This window comes from Sorangium sp. So ce726 (genome assembly GCF_051521405.1).
Taxonomy (GTDB): Bacteria; Myxococcota_A; Polyangia; order Polyangiales; family Polyangiaceae; genus Sorangium.
The window spans coordinates 13,132,162-13,156,119 of sequence record NZ_CP150349.1 but is presented as its reverse complement, the minus strand read 5'-3'; the positions used below and the strand labels follow the sequence as shown (position 1 = coordinate 13,156,119).

The following is a 23,958-nucleotide window of genomic DNA, read 5'->3' as shown; positions in this document are numbered from 1 at the left end:
GTCAATGCGCTCGCGGACCGCGGTCACCGACCGGGAATGCGCGCGTCCCCGCAGCTCGCCGCGACAGGTGCGTGGGGGCGCACCTGTCGCGGCGAGCGGCCTCGCGCCCTCGGCGTCAGGTCGCGGCGATGCCCGGGAGCGGCGTCTTGCTGCCCAGCGCCGGATCCCCGAAGCCAGAGAAGTCCGTGACGCCCATCGCATCGCACAGGCTGAGCAGCACGCGCTCGTGCCGCTCGCCGCTCTTGATGAACCGGCCGCCAGGGGCCGTCTTCAGGTAGCCGCCGTTGCCGCTGGCCAGGACGAACTTCATCTCGTTCTGGGTGTGGTTCGGCGCGTCGCCCATGTCGCGGCACCAGGCGACAAGCGTGTTGTCGAGGAGCGTCCCGGAGCCGTCGGCCTCGGGCGTCGCCTTCAGCTTCTTGATGACGCCCACGAACTGCTGGTGCAGCCACTTCTCGAGCTTGATCAGGTCGAGGTGCGCAGGGGCGCCGGTGTGGATCATACCGTTATGCTCCTCACCGGTGAGGCCGATCTCGCTCAGGTTCGCGTTCATCATCTGATCCGAGCCCCACTGGATCGCGGCGATACGGGTGATATCGCACGCGAACGCGCCGACGATGATATCCAGGTGAAGCTGGTTGGCCTTCAAGCCATTGGTCATGTCGCCGGTGGGCGTTCCCGGGACGGTGCAGGCGCCAGTCCCTCCTCCTCCCCCTCCTCCCGGGGTCATCGTGCTCGAGAGCCGCTCCTCGAGCTGGCGGATCGACTCGAGGTGCAGATCCAGCTTGTACTGCTGCTCCTTCCCCAGATTTCCCTTGAGCCCGGTGAGCTCTTTCGTGAGGTTGTCGAGGACGCTCTTGCGCCGCTTCAGCAGGGCCTCGGCGGCGCTGTTGTCGTTGCTGCCGGGGTTGTTGTTGGACGGCGTGAAACCCGTGAACACGGTCGAGTAGGCGGACGTCGGGGAGGCGATGGGCACCAGGTTGGTCCCCTTGTAGAACCCCGTCTTGCCACCCTCGACGGCGGCGCCGAGCAGGAGCGAGGGGATCGGCGTCTTCAGCCCGGTGCCCTTCAGCTTCTCGACGATGTACTGGTCGACCGAGATCAGCCCGTAGGGGCCGTTGCTGTAATAGCCCATCCCGGTGAGGCCGTCGGCGGACCCGTGGTTGTTGCTGGGGCTCCCGCTGGGGAGGCCGTCCAGCATCACGATGTGCTCCTTCACCTCCTCGAGCGGCGAGGTGGACTCGCTGAACGTGGGGGTCTCGCCGGAGACGCTCTTGGGCTTCCAGATCGAGGGGGCCGTCCCCATGGTGAAGAAGATCAGGAGCCGCTTCGGCTTCTTCCCGGGAGCCGCGTTGGCGATGGAATCATAGAAGGGAGAGAACAGAAGGCTGGCCCCCAGGCTGGCCCCGACACCCTTGAGAAACTTCCTACGACTGTGGCTGCGCATGACCGATCCTTTCACTCGCTACCGATCTGTTCTTGGGTTGCAGCCGTGGGGTCACGGACCTTGAACTCTGCGGGTGAAGTGCGGCGCGCGCGTCAGCGCGAGCCACACGCCCTTGAGACGGAACTCGTCCGTCGCGGCGTCCTCCTGGACCTTCTCGTACGTGCAGCCGTCCTGCTCCCAGGTGCCGCCGAACGCGTAGTACGACCAGTAACGGACCATGCACGCCTTGACGTCCTCGCTCGCCGCGAGGTAGTCGGCCAGCTCGGTGACGCCGCTGAAATTGACGTCTTCGCCGGTGGGCGGCTCGACGACCGTGCCGGTCACGTCGACGGCGATCCCGTTCTCATCGTTCCGCCACCGACCGAACGTGTCGTAGTGCTCGAAGCCGACGCCGATCTTGTCGGTGTACTTGTGGCAGCCCGCGCAATATTCGGCCTTCGTGTGCTGCTCGACCATCTCGCGCGTGGTCGCCGGGGTCTCGAGGGGCTTGACGTTCGGATCCACGCCGGGCGGCGGGGGATCGAGCGGCTGGCAGAGGAGGCGCGTGCGGACCATCTTGCCGCGCTGGGTCGGCGAGGACAGCTTCGCGCCGCCATGCCCCGTCAGGAAGCTGCCGTGGGCCAGGATGCCCCCGTCGCGCTGCCCTGGCGGGAGCGTCACCTTCGTCAGCTCGGTGCCCCCGGCGCCGTTGATGCCGTAGTGCGAACCCAGGCTGGCGTTGATGAACGTGTAGTCCGCCTGCAGGAGGCTGGCGAACGTGCCGTTCTGGTTGAACGCGGTGTCCACGACGAGCGCCTGCGTCTCGGCCATCATGTCCTTGCGAAGGGCGTCCGTGAGATCGAAGAGCGTGTTGTCCTTCACCGCGGTGACGAGGCGGTTCAGCTGGAGCCAGCCGCGCATGAAGCGCATCATCTCCTTCTCGGCGAGCGGCCTGGTCGCCGAGCCCTCCAGCAGGCGCAGCGCCTGCTCGGCGATCTGCTCGCTGGTCAGGTTGGCGCCCTGGGCGGCGGCCGCGTCAGCGACCTGCAGCAGCGCGTCGTCCGGCATGGTCCCGGTCAGCAAGTACGAGAGGTTGCTCGCGATCTCGTGCGGGGTGAGCTCGTAGACGCCCGTGCCGTTCGCCTCGGTCCCGATCTCGTGGCGGTAGAGGAAGTACGGCGACTGGAGCATGGCGCCCACGACCACCTTGGCGCCGTCCTCGAACGACTTCTCCGCCCCGAACAGCGCGTCGTAGGACGCGACGCGCTCGTCCGTGAGCTTGTCGCGGAACGCGCGGCGGCCGAAGTCGCGGATGAACTCGGTCCGGCAGCTCGCATCCAGGGTCCTGCACGTCGTCGTGGTGATGCTGGAGAGCTTGTTCGTCACCGCCCAGTCGGCGGTCGTCTCGGCCCAATCCATGATCTGCTGGGCCGTCAGGTCGCGAATCACCAGCGCGTTCGCGTCGGCGGTGAACCCGAGCACCTGCGGATCGTTGAAGATGCTCGGGAGGGCGACGCTCTGGTCCTTGAAGAGATCGCGGACAGTGGCCTCGAATTGATCCACCGTCAGGCGACGCACGACGCGCGGGCCCGGGGTGCTCTTGTCCGCGGCCTCGCAGGCCGACACGTCCGGAATCTCCGTGGGCATGTCCGGCGGATCGCCGATCGGCGGGCCGGCCCCCTCGCCGCTGCTGCTGCTGCTGCTGCTGCCGTTGCCGGCGCCGCTGCCGTTGTCGCTGCTACCGGTCTCGGAGGGCGTCCCGTCGGTATTGCCGAGGTTGCCCAAGCAACCGAGCGGGCCGGCGAGGAGAAGCGCCACTGCGGAGTAGCGGCGACACGCTTTCGCCGAAACTAAGCTATTAAGCGTGCTCATCATTGCTTGAGAAAAGCTGATGTCTCTCATGTTGTCAAGCCCCGATCAAGCGGTGTCGCCTCGATAATCCATGCGCATACCCGCGCGCTTCAATGGCCTGTCACCGAATCGTCCGCGTCATTCGTGTTGTTTGCGTTGTTTATGTCGTCCGCGTTCGAATCGTTGTCAGCGTCTTTTTTCAGCGTCTTTGCCCTGCCGCTCGCCTGCAATGCGTCATGGTGGGCCCTGAGCGGCTCTCCCCGGAGCGAAGTCGAGTTCGACGCTCCGCGTTGAGCCGATTCACGGTGTCACCCGCCACGCCAGAGAGCCCGACCTCCCACCGGATCCGAGGTCGAACCGGAGCCGCTGGATCGCCTGGCGCGTTTCGACCTCAGGGCTCTGGGCGAGCCGCTGGGCAAGGCCTTCGTCGTCCGTGAGCGTCGAGAAGCGATCCACAGCAGGCGGTAAAGCAACCCTCGTGCCGAGTGTTCTCGCGAGGTTACCTGGCGCCGCTATGCCCGGTTTCTGGATTTTTTCGAAGGTTGCGAGGGGTGGACGCCGAGGGGTCCAGGAAGCGCGATCCACCGCTTCCGCGATCCATCCGTGCGCCGCTGCAACCAGACCCCCAGGGCCAGCCGCGTCAGCCCTTGGACCAGGCGCTGATCGAGCGATAGCTAGCGACGGACTCCTCGATGACCTCCAGGGCGCGGTTCCTGTCGTACATCGTATCTACCTCTGCGAGCTTGTTCTCGAGCGTCTTGTAGTCGATGAAGAACCGCATGAGCTCCTTGGTCACGTGCGGCGGCAGCTCCTCGTGGGTCAGGTAATGGGCCACCGAGGGGTCGTCGACGGCAACCGCGATGATCTTGTCGTCGACGCCCTTGTCGTCGCGCATGAAGAAGCCGCCGATGGCGCGCGCCCTCACGATCGTGAGCGGCACGACCGGCTCCTGCATGAGGACGAGGACGTCGAGCGGGTCGCCGTCACCCGCGTGCGTCTGAGGGATGAAGCCGTAATTCGCCGGGTAGTGAACTGACGAGTAGAGCACGCGGTCGAGCATCAAGAGCCCGGTCTTCTTGTCGAGCTCATACTTGCACTTCGATCCTTTCGGGATCTCGATCACCACGGGGAAGAAGTCGTGTCGGCTGTCAGGGAGCAAGATGTCGTGAAGCGGATGGGTCATTGAGTCGTCCTGGGCTTTCGCCCCCGCCCGGGAGGCGGGCGAGGGGCGCACAGGATACCAGGAGTTCCATTCGGTGAGATCGGCGTCCAGACACCCCTGCATTCCCGCTCTGGAGCGAGATGAGCCACGCCGCCGCCGGGGCCCTCCAGGCGCGGGCCGGCGGGGGCGCAGGACCCACGTTGGCGAGCATGGGCAAGGGCGGTCGCTCGTGCGATGAGCTAGCGCGAAGCCGCCGAGGCAGACTCGCCGGCGGACCTCCAGAGACCCGTTGCGCTCCCCATGAGACCGTTCCCCACACACGTCCCAGCCGCGCGACCAACGCGAGCGCCAGCGCTGCGACGCAAGGCGCCCTGGGCGCTGGTGGTCCTCGCCCTGAGCGCGGCCCTCGGCGGCCCCCCCGCGGCAGCAGCGCGCGCGCCGGACGCGCCTTCGCCCAAGCCGCCCTCACCCGCCGCGAGCGCGCAGGCCGGGGCGCCCCCCGACGACAGCGCCTCAACAGCCCCGCCGGCCGAGGGCCGACCCGTCGTCTCACCGGTGCAGCGCCCGGACGAGCGCGATGTCCCACAACGCGCTTGCTCCTTCACGCTGCCCGTCTGCGTGCACGCGCCCGCGGACCTCCCCGGCGCCGCCCTCCTCGAGAGCCTCACCCACCTGGAGGCCGCGATGCGGGCCTATGACGCGCTCGGTCTGCCGCGCCCGCTCCCCGATGGCGCGCGGGGCGGCGGCCCGTCGTACGATCTCTACCTGGAGCGCGGCCCGCGCCGCGGCCCGATGCGCGTGGGGTACGACCTGCGGGCGCTCGGGGAGCGGTTCGACGCCGCGAGCGCGTTCGCCATCATCGCAGCGCCGGGGCGCGGCGGGTGCTCGAGCGCGTCCGACGCGGCCTACGCGCTCGGAGTCGCCGTCGCCATGCGCCTCGACGCAGGGGCGGAGGAGGGCGCGATCGCCATGACGGCGAGCTACCTCGCCGCCATCGCGGCGCCCTGCGCGGCCGAGGAGCTCGCCGCGGTCGACGCCTTCCAGCGGGCGCCCGAGCGAGCGCTCACCGGCGCAGCGCTCGGCGCGCTCGACGGCGGCCTGCTCTTTCCCTGGTACCTCGACGACGCGTACGGCACCGGGACGCCGGCGCAGATCGCGACGTCGCTGCTCGCCATCGCGGCGCAGTCCACGCCCGCGGGCGCGGCGCGCTTCCACGCCGAGCCCGACACCTTCGATGCGCTCCGGGCGTCCCTGCGATCCCGCGGCGAGGACCTCGACGACCTGCTCCTCGAGTTCGCCATCGCTCGAGCGTTCCTGGGCAGCCGCAGCGACGGCGCGCACCTCTCCGACGCCGAGCGCTTCGGCGATCTCGGCCGGGTTCGCTTCGAGTGGTCGCTGCCCTACGCCACACTCCCGCGGCGGGTCGCGCCCCTCCGCCCGATCGAGCCGACCGGCGCGACGTATCTATGGCTCGATCTCTCGGCGGAGAGCGCGGCCGCCCGGCCGGACCTCAAGACGGCCGAGATCACCTTCGTGGCCGACTGGGAGCTGCCCGCGCTGTTCCGCTGGGCGATCGTGAAGCTCGACAAGCAGGGCGCCGAGGCCGGCCGCGTCGACGTGGCCGGCGTCTTCGGCAGCAGCCGCGCGCAGCGCACCGTGGTGGGGCTCGACGGGCTCTCGGGGCTGCTCATCGTGGGCGTCAACGCGGGGAGCATGATCCGGAGCCTCCCGTTCGATCCCGACGACGCGCCGTTCATGCCGCACGCGTACACCGTCTGGCTCTCCAGGTAGGCGACGCGCCGGCCGGCGGGAGCGCCAGCCTGCGCGGGCCGCCGCGCGGCGCGTCACACCCTCGCCTCGTCTCCTCGCGCGATCAGGTGCTGCGCGAACCACTCGCCGGCGAGCCGGGCCACCGCCGCGAGCGCGCCCGGCTCCTCGAACAGGTGCGTCGCGGAAGGCACGACGGCGAGGCGGCGCGGGCCCGCGAGGCCGTCGAGGGCGGCCTGGTTCAGCGCCAGCACCTCGGTGTCCGCGCTGCCCACGATGAGCAGCGTCGGCGCGCGCACCATGGGCAGGGCCGCGCCCGCGAGGTCGGGCCTGCCGCCGCGCGACACGACGGCGCCCACGACGCGCGGCCGCGCCGCCGCGGCGATGAGCGCGGCCGCCGCGCCGGTGCTCGCGCCGAAGTAGCCGACCGCGAGGTGACGGAGCTCGGGGCGCGCGAGCGCCCAGTCCGTCGCCCCGATCAGCCGCCGCGCGAGCAGATCGACGTCGAAGCGGAGGCGGGCGCTCCGGCGATCTTCCGCCTCCTCCTCGTCGGTGAGCAGGTCGAAGAGCAGCGTGGCCAGCCCCCACCGCCAGAGCGCCTCCGCGACCGAGCGGTTGCGAGGGCTCCTGCGGCTGCTGCCGCTGCCGTGCGCGAAGATCACGAGGCCGCCCGCCCTCTCCGGGATCGCGAGGTCCCCGGGCAGCGCCGCCGTCCCTGCCTCGACGAAGAGGGGCCGCTCCGCCCCTTCCGCCCTCGGGACCTCGCGCTGCGCCTCGGCGAGCAGCGTGGCGACGGCGTCGTCCGACGTCTGCGAGAAGTCCTCGTAGTAGGCGCCGATCGCCTGGAGGCCCGGGTCCTCCTCGATGCAAGCGATGCCGTCGACCTCGCGGCTGAGCGACGACAGGCTCGACGGCGCGGCGACCGGCGCGGCGAGCACGAGCCGCCTCGGCGAGCGCTTGCGCAGGTCGCGCAGCGCGGCCCGCACGGTGCCGCCCGTCGCGATGCCGTCGTCCACGACGATCACCGTCCGCCCCTCGACGCGGGGCATCGGCCTGTCGCCCCGGTACCGGCGCACCCCGCGCTCCACCTCGGCGGCCTGCTGCTCCGCGATCTCGGCGAGCTCCGCCTCGGAGATCCCCAGCATCGCGACGAGGCCCCGATCGATGTACACCTCGCCCCCCTCGGCGATCGCGCCCACGCCGAGCTCCGGCTGCCCGGGTGCGCCGAGCTTGCGCACGATCCACACATCGAGCGGCGCGCCCAGCGCGCGCGCCACCTCGTAGCCCACTTCGACGCCGCCGCGCGGCAGGGCGAGCACGAGCGGCGCCTCGCTCCTGTACCCCGTGAGCAGCTGCGCGAGCCTGCGCCCGGCGTCCCTGCGATCCTCGAACAGCTTCGCTCGCCCCATCGCCCCCTCCCCTCACGTCCGCTCCTGCGACCCCTTCAAGAGCGGTGCCGCGGGGGGCGCGCGCAGCGAGGGCTCGGCCGCGCGCGACGCGATGCGACGCGATGAGGGGCGGCGTCGACCGCGATACGGACCCGAGCGCGCCGTGAGCTCGACCGCGCCCGTCAGCGCCCCATCAACCGAACAGGCTCCACTCGTCCTCGATGAGCGAGAGCGCGTTGATCAGCTCGACCGCGAGCTCGCGATCGAGCCACTCGTCGATGCGCTGGCCCGCGGCGATCGCGCTGAAGCCCGCGCGCGGGATGCGCTTCGCGAGGTGCGAAAGGCACGAGCCGGTCCGATCGAGGCGCGCGACCCAGTCGGTGTCGCGATAGGCATATCTGGCCTGGTGGAACAGCGAGTCGCTGAGCGCCGAGATCCTGTCGCGGACGACGTCGGCGGGCTCGGCGCGGGACGCGATCGCCTCGCGCACCTCGCCGATGGCGCGCAGCACGAGGCCGACCGGCGCGCCCGGATGGAACGAGGTGCGCTTCGGTGAGAACGTCAGCCCGTCGAGCGCAAGGAAGTACCAGGCCTGCGGCGAGGACACGCGATAGAGGTAGGCGGCGTTGCAGGCGTCGGCCGCCCTCATCGCGATCTGCCAGGCGCCTTGCTCGTCGATGCCGTCCTGCTCCGCGGACATCCCGTCGATGCGCCCGATCCCCGCGCCGCTGGCGAGCGGGTCGGCCCACGCCATGACCAGGACCGAGGTCGCGCACGACCAGCTGCACAGGAGGCGCGCGCTCGCCTCGGCGGACACGCGCCCGCTCGGCGCGATCCAGACGAAGCGCCCCTCCTTGAGATCGGCGCGGTACTCGTGGAGCGCGGCGCCGTGGCCTTCGAGCTGCTGGAAGAGCTCCTCACCCCGCGCCGCCCAGCGCTGGGCGAGGGCCTCCTCGGCGCTATCCGACGGCGTGTCGTCCCAGTCGAGCTCAGGCGGCCGGGGCGGCGCGAACTCCGCGTCGTCCGCTCCGCTCTTCGCCTTCGCGTTCCGGGGTCGCCGCTTCGGCGGCGCGGCGCTGGCCTGCTCGCCAGCGCGCGCTCTCGGGGGGCGCGTCCTCGGCGTCGCCGGTCGCTCGGCCGCGGCGCGCTTCCCCGGCGCCGCCGGTCGCTTCGCGACCTCGGCCTCCACGAGCGAGGTCGCGGCCTTCGCCTTCCTGGGCCTGGCGCGCGAGCTTGCAGGCGCCCGATCCTGCCTGTCGCGCAGCGCGGCCGGCGGGCCCGCCTTCGCGCCCGCGCGCTCGCCCGCCTTGCCATGACGCCGCGCGCGCGCGGATCCGCTCGATGCCTTGACGGTGCGCCTGGGTTCGGCCGATGTCCCTCGACCGCGCGGTTTGGGCATTGCGACAGGCTATCACGAGCTCGAAGCGCAATATCGATGGAGGCGCCCCGAGAAACGCGCATGGCGCGTGGAACGCCAGCTCACTCGGAGCGCAGGGCCGGGAGCCCGGAGCCGGAGCGCGCGCCGCCGGGAAGCGCGTGTCGCGCGTGTTCAGGTCGTGTTCAGTTCGCTTCGCTGAGGGCGCGCCGAACTACCTTCTTGAATTTCGCGAGCGGCTGGGCTCCGCTGACCAGGTAACCGTTGATCACGAACCCGGGAGTCCCGGTGATGCCGGCGCTCCGCGCGGCCTGCGCGTCGGCCTCGACGGCGGCGCGATGGGTGTGCTCGTCGAGCGCCTTGGCGAAGCGCGCCGCGTCGAGCCCGAGGCTCGCGGCGTGCTGCTCCAGGGCCGCGCGGTCGAGGTTCGAGGCGTCGTTGGCCTTGAAGAGCAGGTCGTGCATCTTCCAGAAGCCGGCCGGCCCTTTCTGCGCGAGCGCTTCCATGGCCGCTTCGGCGGCCAGCTGCGCCTCCGGGTGGAAGGGGAGCGGCAGGTGGCGGTAGACGACACGGACCTTGCCCGGGAACGCCTTGATGAGCTCGTCCATCGTGGCGGCGGCGCGCGCGCAAAAAGGGCACTGGAAGTCGGAGAACACCTGGATGACCACCTTGCCCGCGGCCGCGCCCTTGCTGGGGTGGCCCTTGGGCGCCGGCGGCACGGACACCTTCGGCGGCGGCGCCGGCGGGACCGCCTGCTTCTGGATGGCCTCGTAGACCTTCGCGCGCGGCGTCCCGGCCACGACCATCGCCTCCGCCTTGGCGATCTCCTCGTCGATGATCGCCTGGAACTTCTCGATCGGCTGCGCGCCGACGAGGCTGCGGCCGTTGATGAAGAAGTGCGGCGTCCCCTGGGCGCCGAGATCGTCGGCGAGATCCACGTCGGCCTCGATCTTGGCGGCGTGCTTGTGCGAGGCGACGGCGCGCTTCACCGCGTTGACGTTCAGCCGGAGGTCCGCGGCGACGGCCTCGAGGGCGGCGTCGTCGAGGCCGGCCTCGCCGGCGAGGAGGCGATCGTTGGCCTGCCAGAAGGCGTCGTTTCCCTTCTGGGCGCGGGCCTCGCGCGCCAGCTCTGCGGCGGGCTCGGCCCGGGGGTGGAACGGGAGCGGGTGGTCCTTCCAGACGACGCGCAGCTTGTCGCCGTACTGCGCCCTGAGCTTCTCGACCGTCGGCGTGACCCGCCTGCAGAACGGACACTGATAGTCGCTGAACAGCACCATCGTGACGAGCGCCGTCTCCGCGCCGCGCACGGGCGAGTCCCCGACGGGCACGAGGTGCACCACGCCGCCGTCGCCTTCCTCTTCGGCGTCGTCGGGCTCCTCGGCAGGAGGGGCGAAGTTCTTCTTCGCGAGCTCCGCGTAGATCTTCTCCGGCGGCGTCCCCTCGGCGCGGAGCGCCTGCGCCGCGGCGAGCTGCGCGTCGATGATCTCGGCGAACCGCTCCGCCGGCTGCGCGCCGACGAGGAGGACGCCGTTGATGAACGACGCGGGCGTGCCGTTCACGCCGAGCCGCCCGGCGAGCGCCATGTCCGCGTCGACCTTCTTCGCCGCCCCGCTCTGCTGGACGAGCTGCTGGATCTGGCCGGGGGTCACCCCGGCCCCCCGGAGCGCGGCGGCCTCGACCTCCGGCGAGAGCCGCTCGTCGGCCGTGAAGATGGCGTCGTGAAACGCCCAGAAGGCCTTGGGACCGGCGTGCGCGAACACCGCCATCGCGGCCTCGGCCGTCGGCCGAGCCTGCTTGTGGAAGGCGAGCGGGAAGTTCTTCCACACGACCCGCAGCCGCTCCGCGCCGTACCGCTGCTCCAGCTGCCTCAGCGTGCGGCCCAGGTGCTTGCAGAAGGGGCACTCGAAATCGGAGAACACGACGATCGTCACGGGCGCGAGCCGGCCGCCGCGCGCCGGATCCGCGCGGGTCACCGGCACCGGACCGGGGTCGCCGTCCGCAACCATCACCTCCTCATCGAGCGTCGCTCCCGGATCAGCGGCTGGGCCCGGCTGCCGCGCAGGGGCGCCGCTGCTCTTCGCCTGCGAGGCGCCTGGAGGGGGCGGCGGCAGCGCGGAGCTGCAAGCCAGGGCGAACAGCAACAAGAGCCAGGCGACGGCGGCGATGGCGCGGCGAGACATCGCGCGAGTGTACTCCGGTTCCGCGATGACGCCTTCGCCGCGCGGGCGTCGCTGTGCCCAGCGCGGAACGCCTCGCCGCGTCGCCAGGCGCGATTGACGCCCTCGCCGCCTTCGGCCATGACGGGCGCGGCGCGCCGCTCTGCCGCGCCAGGAGAGCGCACCGGAAAGCCATGGAGAAGGTCTACAGCGCCGCCCGCATCCAGCCCGAAGAGCACAGGGACGTCCTCGCGCAGCTCTGGAGAGAGAACCTCGCTCACGGCGAGGTATCGCAGGAGTTCGTGGAGCAGCGGATGCGCTGGTTCCAGCAGCAGAACCCCGCCGGCCCCCCGCGGACCTGGATGGGCTTTCATGGACCGGAGCGGGAGATCATCGGGAGCGGCTCGTTCTACCCGCGCGACCTGTATGTCGACGGGCGGAAGCTCAAGGCCGGCGTCCTCGGCGACTTCGGCGTGACCAAGGCGCACCGCATCGCGGGGGCCGCCATGAGCATCCAGCGAGAGCTCGCGAGGGGCTGCCGCGACGCCGGGGTCGATTTCCTGTTCGGCTTCCCCAACAAGGCGTCATTCCCGATCTTCCAGCGCGCCGGCTACAAGAAGATCGCTGATTCCATCATCTGGGTCCGGCCCCTCATGGCCGCGTACAAGCTGAACGAGCTCGCGGCCGCGTCGGCCGGCGAGCAGCGGAACACGGTGAGCGCGGTGGTGCAGCGGGTCGCCGAGCGGGCCGCGTCGGCGGTCCCCCACCCTCGCTGGCGCGCGCTGTGGGAGGCGGCGGAGCCGGGCGCCCCGCCCGCTCCGCTCGCGCAGGCGCTGTCGACCGCGGCGGAGCGCGCCGTCCAGCGGGCGACGGTGAAGCCGGACAACCTCCTGGTCCGGGCCGCCGGGAGCGCCATCGACGCCTCCATGGCGCTCCGGGACACCGCCGCGCTGCTCGCGAAGGGGAGCCGCGTGCGCACCGAGCTCGTGGACGCCGCCGATCACCGCTTCGACGCGCTGTGGTCGCGGGCGAAGCCCTGGCCGATCGTCGGCGAGCGGAGCGCCCAGTTCCTGAACTGGCGGTATGCGCAGCTCGGCAACGTCCGATACCGCTTCTTCTGCATGCTCGACAGGCACGACGGGCGGCTGCTCGGCTACGCCGTCTACTCGGTGCGGAACAACAAGGTCGAGATCAGCGACCTGTTCTGCGAGGACAACGGCCCCACGTTCGACGCCCTGCTGCTCGAGTTCTGCCAGGCGATGCGGCGAGAGGGGCACGTCTCCGTGGGCATGCTCCTCGTGACGCCCCCTTCGTTCAGCGCCCGCCTGCGGGCGCTCGGGTTCTTCTCCCGCCCCCACCCGCCGAACGTCGGCTCGCGGTGGCTCATCGTACACCTCGATCCCGCCTTCCCCGACGAGCTGCGGCGCGTGCTGCTCGACGCGGAGAGCTGGTTCATGACCGACGGCGAGCTCGACGTCTGATCGCCCGGGCTCCCGCCTCCCGGGGGATCCCACCGATCCGCTGGACCACCTCCCGCCGCCGGTTACCCTTGCCTCTCCATGGATAACGAGGCGCCGGCCCTGTCCATCGCGCGGCTGCGCTCCGTCTGGGATGCGGAGGTGGGCCCCTCCGCGCGGCGCGCGCTCACCGCGGCGGCTTGCGCAGGGCTGTTCGGCGCGGCCCACGTGGCGCGCGTGGGGTCCCCCCTCGCCCGCGGGCTCGCCGGCGCCGGGCTCGCGCTGCTGCTCGCGGCGATCGCGGCGCGTGCCGTCCTCGTGCGGCGGCGGCGCGGCGACGCACGGCGCACGGTGCGCGAGATCATCGGCCGCACGGACGAGGCGCTCGGCGCCGCCACCCTGCGGGCGCTCACGCTCGCGGATCGCGCCGCGGCCGACGATCGCGTCGGCTCGCCGGAGCTCGCCGGCCTGCACCTCCGGCGGCTGCTCGGCCGCGCCCCGCAGGCGCGCGTCATCGCGCGCGCGCGGCAGGCGGCGACGCGGTGGGCGAGCGCGGGCCTCGCCCTCGGCGCGGCGGCGCTCGCGGCGGCGGCGATCGAGCCGTCGCGCGTCGTCGAGGGGCTGGACGTCCTCGCCGCCCGCGGCGGCGAGGCTCCCCTCGATCTGCCGTGGATCGAGGAGGTCGAGATGACGGCGGCGCCGCCCGAGTACCTGCACCAGGGCGCGGAGGAGCTCCTGCCCTTCGCGCCGACGATGCAGCCCCGAGGGACGGTGATCACGGTGCGCGGCCGCCCCGTCCGCGCGGGGCGCGCGCTCGTGCTGACGGACGGCGGCGCCGAGGTGCCGTTCGTCGACGACGGCAAGGGCAGCGTGGTCGCCCGCTGGACGCTCGGCGAATCGACGACCCTCCAGGCGGCTGCGCGCTTCGGGCGGGTGCGCGTCCGGCAGGCCGACACGCAGCGCGTCGTGTCGATCCCGGACGACGCGCCGCGCGTCACGCTCGAGGGCGCGCCGCGCACGGTGAAGCTCCTCGACGAGCCCAGCATCCCGCTCCGCTACGAGATCACCGACGATCACGGCCTGCGCGAGGTCGATCTCGTCCTGCGCGCCGGAGCGAAGGAGGAGCGGCGGGTGCTCTCGCGGCCCGCGGCGGACGCGAAGGTCGACCGAGGAGGCTACGAGCTCCGGGCGCGCGATCCCTTCTTCCGCAGGACGTACGTGCCCGTCGAGGTGCGGATCGAGGCGCGGGACAACGATCCGATCGAGGGCCCGAAGTGGGGCAGGAGCGAGGCGATCCTGGTCGTCCCGCCGCAGGTGGGCGAGCCTGAGGCGCGGCGCTACGCCGCGCTGGTGAAGGCGCGCGACGCCCTCACGGATCTGCTCGCCGACCGCATCGGCCAGAGGACGCCGGAGGCGGGCGGCGCCGCGGCGCACGCGGCGCACGAGGCCGAGGTGCAGGCGACGGCCAAGGCGGCGGTCGAAGCGGCGCTGTCCGCGGATCATGGCGGGCTGCGGGTGCGGGGGCGCATCGCGTCGCTCGCCCGAGGTCAGCTGGCCCGGCTCGACGCGGCGCTCGCCGCCGAGCGGAAGTCGACGACCCGCGCGGCGCACCAGGAGCTGCTCGACGAGACCGAGGGCGCGCTGCTCGCGTTCGACGCCGGCCTGCGCGGCCTCAGCCACCGCGACGCCCGGGCCGTCGCGCAGCGGCTCGCCGATGTCGCGGACGAGGCGGCGGCGGCGGCCGAGCTCCTGGGCAGCGGCGACCGCGAGGGCGGTGAGGTCCGCCTGGAGGCGGCCGTCACGGTGCTGGGCGGCGGGGGGGTCGAGCTCGGCAAGCTCGGCGAGCTCGGCCTCGATCTCGGCGAGATCGTCGCGAACGACCTGCGCAGGATCGCGCGCGCCCGCGGCGTCAGCGACTGGCTGCACACCGAGCTTTCGGCGCGCGACCTCGCGGCGCGGCTCAGGCGGCCGGAGCCTTCGTTCGGCGGCGGCGGCCGCGGCGGGGTGGAGTCGGGCGCGCCGCGCGGGCCTGACCCCGGGGACGCGTCGAACGCCGACGAGAGCGTCGCCCAGAGCGAGCGGGATCTCGAGGAGCTCGCGCGCGATCACGCCGCCGAGACGAACGCGGTCGCCGAGGAGCTCTCGCGCGCGTCGCGGCCCGAGGACATCGCGGCGCTCCGGGAGGAGGCGAAGAAGCACGCCGAGGCGATCCGCGATGCCGTGCGGGACCTGCCGCAGCCGGGCGCGGCGCCGGGCTCGGCCGAGTCCGCCGCGGCGGCTGGCAGGGAGCAGGCCGAGGCGATGGCCGGCGCGCTGGAGCAGGGCCGCCCCGAGGAAGCGGTGACGAGCGGCCGGGGCGCGATGCGCTCCCTGGGCGACGCGAAGCGGCTCGGCGCGCAGGCCGGCGGCTTCTTCCCCGAGGAGCGCGCCGCTCGTGAGGCCGGCGAGGCGCAGCAGGCGCTCGCCGAGGAGCTGGCCTGGGCCGAGGAGGCGCTGCGCAAGCTGCGGCAGGCGGCGGCAGAGCGGGCGCGGGACGGCCTCGGGAAGTCGAGCCAGCGCGAGGGATCGCTCGCTGACCGAGCGCGCGATCTCCGCAAGCGGGGCGAGCGCGGCGACGGCCGCATGCCGGAGGAGATGCTCGATCGCCTCGACGAGGCCGAGCAGGCGATGCGCGACGCCCAGCGCGCCCTCGCCGAGGGGGACGGCGAGGGCGGCAACGAGCGCCAGCGCGACGCGCAGCGGCTGCTCGAGATGTCGAGCAGCGAGGACCAGGGTCAGGAGGGCGACGCCGAGTCGGAAGGGGAGCGGAACATGGCGAGGAAGGCCGACATCCCGGACAAGGACAAGCACAAGGGCCCCGAGGAGTTCCGCCGTCGCGTGCTCGAGGGGCTCGGGGGAACCTCGGAGCCGCGGCTGCGAGAGGCGGTCAAGCGTTACGCGGAAGGGCTCCTGAAATGACACGCACCGGCGGTAGGGCGGCCACGGCTCGGCGCGGGGCGACGGCGATCGCGAAGCGCGGCCTCCGGGCGGCGATCCTCGCCGGGCTCGCGACGGCGTCGGCGACCGCGTCCGGCCGCCTCACGGTCGGCGATCTCGATCGCGCGGCGCGGGCGCGGGCCGCGATCCTGGAGATCGACGTCGCCGCGGCGCGAGACGCCCTGAAGGACGCAGATCCGGCGGACCTCGCGCTCGCGCTCGAGCGCGGCCGCCTCGCCATCTACGAGGGCGACTGCGACGCCGCCTCCGCGATCCTCGCGCGCCCCGATCTCGCGGCGACGGCCGAGGGCGCGGCGCTCGGGGACATCGCGCGCGGCTGCGCCCGGGCCACCGCGGCGACGGTCGTCGTGAACGACGAGGAGCGCGGCGTCTGGGTGCGGCTCCAGGACGACGACGATCGCGCGCTCGTGCCGTTCCTCGTCGACGTCGCGGCGAGGACGCGCGACGTGCTCGCGAAGGACCTCGGCGTCGAGCTCCTCCGGCCGCTGCGGATCGATCTTGTCCGCGATCAGTTCACGCTCTCCGCGATGACGGGGCTGCCCGAGGACGCGGCGCGGACGACGGGCACGGTCGCCATCGCCAAGTGGGGGCGGGTGACGATGCTCTCGCCGCGCGCCACGCCGAACGGCTATCCCTGGCTGGACACGCTCGCGCACGAGATAACGCACCTCGCCCTGTCGCGCGGGACGCGCGACAACGCCCCGCTGTGGCTGCAGGAGGGCGTGGCCAAGCGCGAGGAGGTCCGCTGGCGCGAGCCCGACCCGCTGGACGACGTACCGTCCGCGGACGCGATCGCCTTCCTGGGCATCCAGAAGGGCCTCGGGCGCCCGCTCGACAAGATCGGCCCCTCGATCGCGATGCTCCCGAGCGCGGAGGAGGCGGCGGTCGTTTTCGCCGAGGTCGCGAGCTTCATCCGTTACTGGACGAGGGAGGCGGGCGACACAGCGCTGCCGCAGCTCTTGCTCCGGATCAAGGACGCGAGCAGCGACGCGGACCTCGAGCGGGCGATCGCCGAGATCTCCGGCGCGGACCTCGCGGCCTGGGACAAGCGCTGGCGCGCCTACCTCGCCAGCGTGCCGGCCGACGTGCCGCCCGACCTCGCGCCCGGCGCGGACATGCCGCACCGGCAGGAGGTGAGCAAGCGGGTGCGGCTCGGCCAGCTGCTCCACGACCGCGGCCACCACGCCGCCGCCGCGGTCCAGCACGCGCGCGCGCAGGCGCTCGCGCCGCACGAGCCGGCGGTGCGCTGCTTCCTCGCCGCTGCCCTGCTGGCGTCGGGCGAGCGCGCGAGCGCCTCGCCGCTCGTCGAGCGGGTGGAGGACGTGAACAGCCGCTACGGCCGGTGGTGGTCGCTGCACGGGCTGCTCCACGGAGGCCCCGACGGGGACCGCGCCTTCTCGGCGGGCACGGCGCTCGATCCGCTGAACCCCGACGTGGCCTGCGAGGAGAAGCTGCCGCCCGATCTACCGGGCGATCCCCTCCGTGCAGCCCTCTGCGAGGCCGCGCGCCGCAGGGCGCGCTAGCCCGTCGCATCAGCGCTCCAAAAAAAGACCGCGAGACGAGGAAATCGCGCCGCTCAACGCAATGGCGCGCGAGCGGCGGTTTGTGCGTGAGCGCGCCCGCTCCGGATTCCGTCGCGCCGTAGCGCGCTCCTACGGTGCGCGGGATGCCGAACCCTGGTCGCATCCCCTTGATGATCGCGCTGGGCCTCGCCCTGCCGGCCCCCGCCTACGCCCACGGCACGCAGCGCGCGCCGCAGCCGCGCGTGCACAGCGAGTTCAGCGCGTCCTCCGTGCTGGCATTTGGCCTGACACCCACGGCAGGCATCGGCCTCTCGCCCGCTTTCGCTCTCCGCTGGTCCGACCTGTCCGTGTCGCTCGAGGCGCGGGCGCTCGTCGCGCTGGGCAGCGCTCCGAGCGATCTGCCGAGCGCCGGGCCGCGGCGCATCAGCGCCGGGCTGGGGGCCATGTCGCTCTGCAGGCACCGGGACGACGTCTTCCTGTGCAACGTCGTCCAGCTCGGCGCTGTCCACGCGCCCATCCGAGAGGACATCACCCAGGCGGGAGGCGACGTCCTCTGGCTGCTCACCTCCGGCGCGCGCGGCGGCGCCGAGTGGCGCATCGCGCGGTACCTCCAGCTGCGCAGCTTCCTCGAGCTGCACATCGTCCTGGCGCGCCCTCTGCTCGCGGCCGGCCCGGCCGCGAGGTGGAAGTCATCGGCCGTCGCGGCGATCGCCGGGATCGGCCTGACGTTCCCCGTGGATCCGGGGTGAGGAAGGTCGCGCCTGCGCCCCGCGGCCCGCGCGGCCTCAGTGCTTCGCGCGGAGCGCGCGCGCCAGCGTGTTCCTGCCGACGCCGAGCCGCTTCGCCGCTTCCGTCTTGTTCCCCTCGCACGCCCGGACCATCGCCTCGACGTAGCGCCGCGTCACCTCGTCGAGGGTGAGCCCGAGCGGCAGCGCGACCCGCGCGTCGCCCTCGGGCGCCGCGGCGGCGTGCGGCGGGGCGCCTTCGCCCCGGCGCGTCGGGAGGTGCCCTGCGGAGATGCGGCCGTCCGGCGCGAGGGCGATGGCGCTCTCGACCCAGTGCTCGAGCTCGCGCACGTTGCCTGGCCACGTATGCGCGCGGATGTGGCGGAGCGCGTCCGGATCGAAGCGCGGCGACGGCCTGCCGTACCTCGTCGCGTAGACGTCCGCGAAGTGCCGGGCCAGCGTCTCGACGTCCTCGGGGCCGCGCTCGCGCAGGGCCGGCAGATCGATCTCGACGACGCGCGCGCGGTAGTAGAGGTCCTTCCGGAAGCGCCCCTCGGCGACCGCGCGCTCGAGGTCGCAGTGCGTCGCGCACACGACGCGCACGTCGGCGCGGAGCGACTGGCGACCGCCGACGCGCTCGAAGGAGCGGTCCTGCAGGAAGCGAAGGAGCTTGCCCTGGATGTCGAGCGGCAGGTCCCCGAGCTCGTCGAGGAACAGCGTGCCGCCCTCGGCGAGCTCGACCTTGCCTGGCACGCGCCGATCCGCGCCGGTGAACGCCCCCCGCTCGTGGCCGAAGAGCTCGCTCTCGACGAGCTGCGCCGGCAGCGTCGTGCAGTCGACGGTGACGAACGGCTTCGTCTGGCGCCGCGAGTTGACGTGGATCGCCCGGGCGAACAGGCTCTTGCCGGTCCCTGTCTCCCCGCGGAGCAGCACGGTCGCGTCGGTCTGGGCCGCGAGCTGGACCTTCTCGTACACGGCGGCCAGCCGCTCGCTCCGGCCGACGATCCGGTTGAACGGCCCCTGCAGCACGACCCCCGGGCCGCCGCCCTCGGCAGCGCGGAGCGTCGTCAGCGAGAGGGCGCGGGCGAGCTGCGTCGCGAGCGCGACGAGGTAGCGCTGATCCTCCTCGTCAAAGGGCGCGCCGGCGCGGTTCAGCAGCTGGACGACGCCGCGGACCGGCGCGGCGCCGTCCTCGCGGATGGGCGCGACGAGCATCGAGCGCGTCGTGTAGCCCGTCGCCCGGTCCGCCGACGGATCGAAGCGCGGGTCGCGCGAGGCGTCGTCGACGCGCACGACCTCTCCGGTCGTGGCCACGTGCCCGGCGATGCCGCGCTCGAGCGGCTGCCTGAGCGAGGGGAGCTCGGGCAGCAGGGCGACGCGCGTCACGAGATCGCCGCGCTCTGCGTCGACGAGCCAGATCGTCGCGCGGTCGGCGCGGAGCGCCTTCGCGAGCCGCTCGCACGCCGTGCCGAGGAGGGCGTCGAAGTCGACCTCCCGGGCGAGGAGGGAGGCGAGATCGACGAGCAGCGAGAGGCGCGACATGGATAGCGGAGCAGTGTCCAGCATAGATGGCGCCGCGCTTGTCGTCATCCGCGTCATCACGCGGCCCGCGCGAGGGCCTCGACGTGGATGCAGAGCCCCTCGCGCGCGGCGACCGAGGCAGGGAAGAGCTCGCGGGAGAGGCGCTCGATCTCCGCGACGCCGGCGTCCGTCCGCTGCGGGTCGTGATGGAACAGGACGAGCTTCCGCGCGCCGCACGCCCGCGCGATCTCCGCGCCCGCGACGTACGTCGAGTGCCCCCAGCCGACCTTCGAGCGCCCGCCGTCGCCGCGGTACTCCTCCGGGGTGTACTGCGCGTCATAGATGAGCACGTCGGCGCCGTCCGCGAGCGCGCGCAGCGCCGGATCGACGCAGGCGTAGTGCTCGGTGTCGGTCGCGTAGACGACGCTGCGGCCCTCGTGCTCGACGCGGTAGGCGAGGACGCCGCCCGGGTGGTTGAGCTTGGCGATCCGCACGTGGACCTCGCCCACATCGAACGCCTCGCCCGGCCGCGCCTCCCGCACGGCGATCTGCGCGCAGAGCTCGTCCATGCGGACGGGGAAGCTCGGCGCGGCCATCTGCGTCGAGAGCACCTCGCGGAGGCTCCCGACCCCGTGCGCGCTGCCCACGATCGACAGCTTGGAGCCCGGCAGGTACGCCGGCACGAAGAACGGCAGGCCCTGGATGTGGTCCCAGTGCAGGTGCGACAGCAGCACCGTCGCCTCGACCGGCCCCTCCCGGAGCAGGGCATCTCCGAGCTTGCGTACGCCCGTCCCTGCATCGAGGATGATCCGCGACGATCCGCAGCGAACCTCCACGCAGCTTGTGTTTCCGCCCACCGCAGCCGTCTCCGGCCCAGGCGAAGCGATGCTCCCGCGAACTCCCCAGAACTTGATCTCCATCGTTGTTGCGAGCCTCCTCGGCCCTCTTCAGCGAGCGGCGTGCCAGGACGCAGGCCCTTGAAACCGCTCCGCTTTTCTGCTGTGCCCGCGGAGATCGATCGAAGTTGCAGCGCGCGGTCCGGATCACCGCTTCAGAATGGAGCGCGTCGAGGCGACGGCCGGCGGGCCCTCGCGCCTCCATTTGCGCGGAGCGGCGCTTCGCGATTGACGCGCTCGCGGCGACGTGGAGAAACGTGGGGCGCGGGGGACGGGCCTGGCGTCGCGCCTCGGATCGCGCTGTGCGTCGCGTCAAGGCTGAGCTCCCTCGCTGGATGGGGACCGCGCCGACGCTGGAAGGTTCGTCTGACCCGAGCGTTGACCAAGGTCCTTCCTGAGGCCTAGCATTCCTGCACCGCTCTCTTTCCCGCATCGTTACCGCTGCTCCGCACAATGACCGTTGCCACCTACGCCGCCGCACAGCTGTTGCGGGTGCTTCCGCGAGAGCGCATTACCCGGGCCGTTGGCCGCCTCTGCGACGCCAGAGCACCCGCCGCCGTCTTGAACACGGTGGTGAAGCTCTACGCGCGCGCGTACCGCGTCGACATGGACGCGGCCGAGGTGCTGACGAGCCCTTACGAGAGCTTCGACGCGTTCTTCACGCGCAAGCTCCGCGAGGGGATGCGCCCTGTCTGCTCCGATCCCGGAGCCATCACCAGCCCTGCCGATGGACGGGTCGAAGCGCTCGGCCCCGTGACCGACGGCGGGCGCCTGACCATCAAAGGGCAGCCCTACCGCGTGGAAGACCTCGTGGGCGACCCCGCAGAAGCCACGCGCTATGACGGCGGGCAGTTCGCGATCGTCTACCTGTCGCCCCGCGACTACCACCGGGTCCATTCACCCGTCGCCGGGCGGGTGAGCCTCATCCGCTCGATGCCGGGGGAGCTGTTCCCGGTGAACGCGATCGGCGAGCGCCACGTCCCGGGCCTCTTCGCGCGCAACCGGCGCGTCGCGATCGTGATCGACACGGAGCGCCAGGGGCGCGTTACGGTGGTGATGGTGGGCGCGATGATCGTCGGACGGATCACGGTGAGCGCCATCGACGCGCGCGACGTGCCGCTCGGCCTGCACACCATCTCGCCGGCCCTTCCGGTCGCGGCCGGCGAGGAGATCGGCAAGTTCCACCTCGGATCCACCGCGGTCATGTTCGTGGAGCGCGGGGTGGCGCCCCCCTGGAGCAGGGCTCCTGGGCCGATCCTCTACGGCGAGCCGCTGGACGGAGGGGGCCAGCGATGACGAGCGAGCGGCCGCGCAACCCCCTGGCTACGCCCGCCCAGGAAGACGGCGCCTCCGGAGAGCCCGGCGTGCCGCTGCCGGGCGAGGCAGGGAACGCAGCCGCACCGGCGCCGCAGGGAGAGCACGGCTCGCTCCCCGCGCGAGCGTCCGCTCCACGGCCCGAGCGCGCGCCCAGCGCGCGCCCACAGCCACAGCTCGCGACGGCGACGGCGACGCCGCTGCCGCTGCCGCGCCTCGATGTCATCACGGGCATCGCAGACGGGAGCTCCGGCGGGCAGATCGCGGAGATCCCGGATCTCGATCTCGACCCTCGGATCGCCGGACCGCCCACGGAGCGCTCTCGGCACGGCGCTCCCCTGCCGACGAGCCCCAGCTCCAGGCGGTCGTGGCAGTCGCTGGCGACGGAGGTGGAGCGGGCCGCGGAAGTGGAGCGCGGCGAGGGCGCGAAGACCGGGCGGCGGCGCTCGCGGCGGCTCGTGAACGTGTCTGGAGACGCGGCGCAGCAGGTCGACGATCAGGTCGCCACGCAGGACCGCGCCACCGTGCCCGAGGATGCCGGGACGCAGCGCTCGCGCGCGCTCGACGAGGCGGACGACGACGGGTGGCCGAGCGCCTCCGAGAGGCGGCCCAGCTACCCGACGCTCGAGGCGCCCAGGCGTCCCAGCGAGCCCGCGCTCGATGGATCCAGGCCCGCCAGCAAGCCGGCTGCGGCGACGGCTGCGGCGACGAACCTGGCCGAGCTGGTCGCACCCCGTGCGGTCCCGCGCCCGTCACCGAAATCCTCGAGCATGCCGCCGATGCCGGCGCCGAGTGGGCTCATCATCGATCCCGATTCGGTCGCGGTGATCCGGCCGCTCCAGATTGTCAGCATCGAGTCGGACCTGCCGCCGGTGCCGCCGATCACCCCGGCCGCCGAGCCCGCAAGACCGCCGCTCTTGACCGATCCGGCGGAGCACGAATGGCCGCCGCTCCAGTTCAGGATCCGGCCGGACGACGTCCCGACCGGGATGGGCCTCGAGTCCTTCCAGGAAGGGCTCTCCGAGGGCCCGCCGACGGCGCGCGACGCCGCCTTCGACACCCCCCAGCCGGCACCTCGAAGGCGACCCAGGAGGCAGGCCTCGGCGCCGGAGATCGACGCGCACCCCTTGGACTGGCCGCTGGGCGCGGGCGCGGACGAGGTCGCGGAGGTCGAGCCCGAGTCCGAGCCCGTTGACGAGGCGAAGGCCGAGCTATCGGGCGCTTCTCCCGGGGGAGGCGAAGGCCAGCAGGCGCAGGGCGACGCGACGCGCATCACCGTGCCGCCGAAGAGCACCGAGGTCGAGCTCGAGGAGGTCGAGCCCGAGCGCGACGCCGAGCTGGCCAACGCAAGCTCGGCCGCGCAGGCCGATCCGCACTCCGCGCAACCCAAGAAGCCACCGCCGCCTCCCTTGCCGCCGCGGCGCCCGCGCGCGCAGGCACTGGCATCGCCGGATCTCGCGACGTTCACGAACTCGGTGCCCCCGCCGCCCGTGTCGGCGCCGCCCGCGTCGGCACCGCCCGTGTCGGCGCCTCCGTCGCACGGAGAGCCGTCCGCGTCCTCGCGGCCTGCCGCTTCCACCGCAGCGCCCGCGGCGAAGCAGGTCGAGCACGATTCCGGCCCCTCGACCGAGCCCGCCGCGCGCCGGAAGCGTCCGTGGTGGGAGGAGCTCTTCGGCGACGACTTCCTGCGCACGCTCGACAAGATCGACAGCAAGGTGGTCCGCCGCGAGGTCGATTTCATCGAGGAGCGGCTCGGCGTCGAGAAGGGCGCGGTGATCCTCGATCTCGCGTGCGGCGCAGGCGGCCACGCGATCGAGATCGCCAGCCGCGGCTACAGCGTGGTCGGCTACGACCTGTCGCTCGCCATGCTCGCCCGCGCCGCCGACGAAGCGCAGGACCGCGGCCAGAAGCTGAACTTCCTCCAGGGCGACATGCGCGAGATGACGTTCGAGGAGACCTTCGACGGCGTCTATTGCTGGTCGACGAGCTTCGGCTACTTCGACGACGAGAAGAACGTGGATGTCCTCGCCCGCATCCGCCGCGCCCTCCGCCCCGGCGGAATGCTCCTGCTCGACATCGTGAACCGCGACTACGTGGCGTCCCGCCAGCCGAGCCTTGTCTGGTTCGAGGGAGACGGCTGCGTCTGCATGGATGAAATGCACGTGGATTTCTTCACGAGCAGGCTCAAGGTGAAGCGCACCGTCATGTTCGAGGACGGCCGCTCGCGCGAGCTCGACTACTCGCTCCGCCTCTACGGGCTGCACGAGCTCGGCAAGGTGCTCCACGAAGCGGGCTTCAAGGTCACCGAGGTGACCGGACACCCTGCGCACCCCGGCGTCTTCTTCGGCTCCGAGTCGCCGCGGCTCATCGTCCTTGCCGAGCGGAGCTGAGGCGCTAGGG

Annotated in this window: 15 protein-coding genes; 7 read left to right on the top strand and 8 right to left on the bottom strand. The window is 72.6% G+C overall.

From position 1 onward, the window contains the following. Positions 1-115: 115 nt before the first annotated feature. From WME79_RS49075 to WME79_RS49065, 3 genes are all read right to left on the bottom strand, one after another. Positions 116-1,447, bottom strand: coding sequence for a DUF1552 domain-containing protein (locus tag WME79_RS49075; protein ID WP_437529989.1), 1,332 nt, complete (start codon positions 1,445-1,447; stop codon positions 116-118). A 51-nt stretch (positions 1,448-1,498) separates the two neighbouring features. Further along, entirely contained in the window at positions 1,499-3,244 is a 1,746-nt protein-coding gene (locus tag WME79_RS49070) for a DUF1592 domain-containing protein (protein WP_437529987.1), read from the bottom strand. 673 nt (positions 3,245-3,917) lie between these two features. Then, complete coding sequence (locus WME79_RS49065) at positions 3,918-4,460, bottom strand: inorganic diphosphatase (RefSeq protein WP_012241655.1); 543 nt, start codon at positions 4,458-4,460, stop codon at positions 3,918-3,920. Between the two features lie 360 nt (positions 4,461-4,820). Here WME79_RS49065 and WME79_RS49060 point away from each other — a divergent pair, with 360 nt between their 5' ends. After that, on the top strand, positions 4,821-6,230 hold the full coding sequence (locus WME79_RS49060) for a hypothetical protein (protein WP_437529985.1): 1,410 nt from the start codon (positions 4,821-4,823) through the stop codon (positions 6,228-6,230). A 53-nt stretch (positions 6,231-6,283) separates the two neighbouring features. Here the strand turns inward: WME79_RS49060 and WME79_RS49055 are convergent, their stop codons facing one another. The 3 genes from WME79_RS49055 to WME79_RS49045 form a co-directional block, all read right to left on the bottom strand. Beyond that, complete coding sequence (locus WME79_RS49055; protein ID WP_437529983.1) at positions 6,284-7,615, bottom strand: phosphoribosyltransferase family protein; 1,332 nt, start codon at positions 7,613-7,615, stop codon at positions 6,284-6,286. Between the two features lie 172 nt (positions 7,616-7,787). Continuing rightward, entirely contained in the window at positions 7,788-8,993 is a 1,206-nt protein-coding gene (locus WME79_RS49050; protein ID WP_437529981.1) for a hypothetical protein, read from the bottom strand. Between the two features lie 161 nt (positions 8,994-9,154). Beyond that, on the bottom strand, positions 9,155-11,149 hold the full coding sequence (locus WME79_RS49045; RefSeq protein ID WP_437529979.1) for a DsbA family protein: 1,995 nt from the start codon (positions 11,147-11,149) through the stop codon (positions 9,155-9,157). A gap of 170 nt (positions 11,150-11,319) precedes the next feature. Here WME79_RS49045 and WME79_RS49040 point away from each other — a divergent pair, with 170 nt between their 5' ends. The 4 genes from WME79_RS49040 (at position 11,320) to WME79_RS49025 (ending at position 17,851) form a co-directional block, all read left to right on the top strand. Beyond that, on the top strand, positions 11,320-12,606 hold the full coding sequence (locus tag WME79_RS49040; protein WP_437529976.1) for a GNAT family N-acetyltransferase: 1,287 nt from the start codon (positions 11,320-11,322) through the stop codon (positions 12,604-12,606). Positions 12,607-12,684: 78 nt separating this feature from the next. Then, the gene (locus tag WME79_RS49035) at positions 12,685-15,540 is read left to right on the top strand and encodes a DUF4175 family protein (RefSeq protein WP_437529974.1); all 2,856 of its coding nucleotides are present in this window, start codon (positions 12,685-12,687) and stop codon (positions 15,538-15,540) included. After that, positions 15,537-17,102, top strand: coding sequence for a hypothetical protein (locus WME79_RS49030; protein ID WP_437529971.1), 1,566 nt, complete (start codon positions 15,537-15,539; stop codon positions 17,100-17,102). The genes WME79_RS49035 and WME79_RS49030 overlap by 4 nt, the downstream gene beginning before the upstream one ends. Positions 17,103-17,245: 143 nt before the next feature. Then, positions 17,246-17,851 carry a hypothetical protein gene (locus WME79_RS49025; RefSeq protein WP_437529969.1) on the top strand — a complete coding sequence of 202 codons (606 nt, stop codon included), beginning with the start codon at positions 17,246-17,248 and terminating at the stop codon, positions 17,849-17,851. 36 nt (positions 17,852-17,887) lie between these two features. Here WME79_RS49025 and WME79_RS49020 read toward each other — a convergent pair whose 3' ends face one another. Together WME79_RS49020 and WME79_RS49015 are read right to left on the bottom strand one after the other, a co-directional pair. Next, a complete protein-coding gene (locus tag WME79_RS49020) occupies positions 17,888-19,393 on the bottom strand; it encodes a sigma 54-interacting transcriptional regulator (RefSeq protein ID WP_437529967.1) in 1,506 nt (501 codons plus the stop codon). Between the two features lie 32 nt (positions 19,394-19,425). Beyond that, positions 19,426-20,268 (bottom strand): MBL fold metallo-hydrolase, encoded by an 843-nt coding sequence (locus tag WME79_RS49015; RefSeq protein ID WP_437529964.1) that lies wholly within the window; start codon positions 20,266-20,268, stop codon positions 19,426-19,428. A 546-nt stretch (positions 20,269-20,814) separates the two neighbouring features. Between WME79_RS49015 and asd the strand changes: the two genes are divergently transcribed. Together asd and WME79_RS49005 are read left to right on the top strand one after the other, a co-directional pair. After that, on the top strand, positions 20,815-21,540 hold the full coding sequence (asd, locus tag WME79_RS49010) for an archaetidylserine decarboxylase (RefSeq protein ID WP_437540096.1): 726 nt from the start codon (positions 20,815-20,817) through the stop codon (positions 21,538-21,540). Further along, positions 21,537-23,948: a methyltransferase domain-containing protein gene (locus WME79_RS49005; protein ID WP_437529961.1), complete on the top strand. Its 2,412-nt coding sequence runs from the start codon at positions 21,537-21,539 to the stop codon at positions 23,946-23,948. The genes asd and WME79_RS49005 overlap by 4 nt, the downstream gene beginning before the upstream one ends. Positions 23,949-23,958 lie beyond the last annotated feature (10 nt).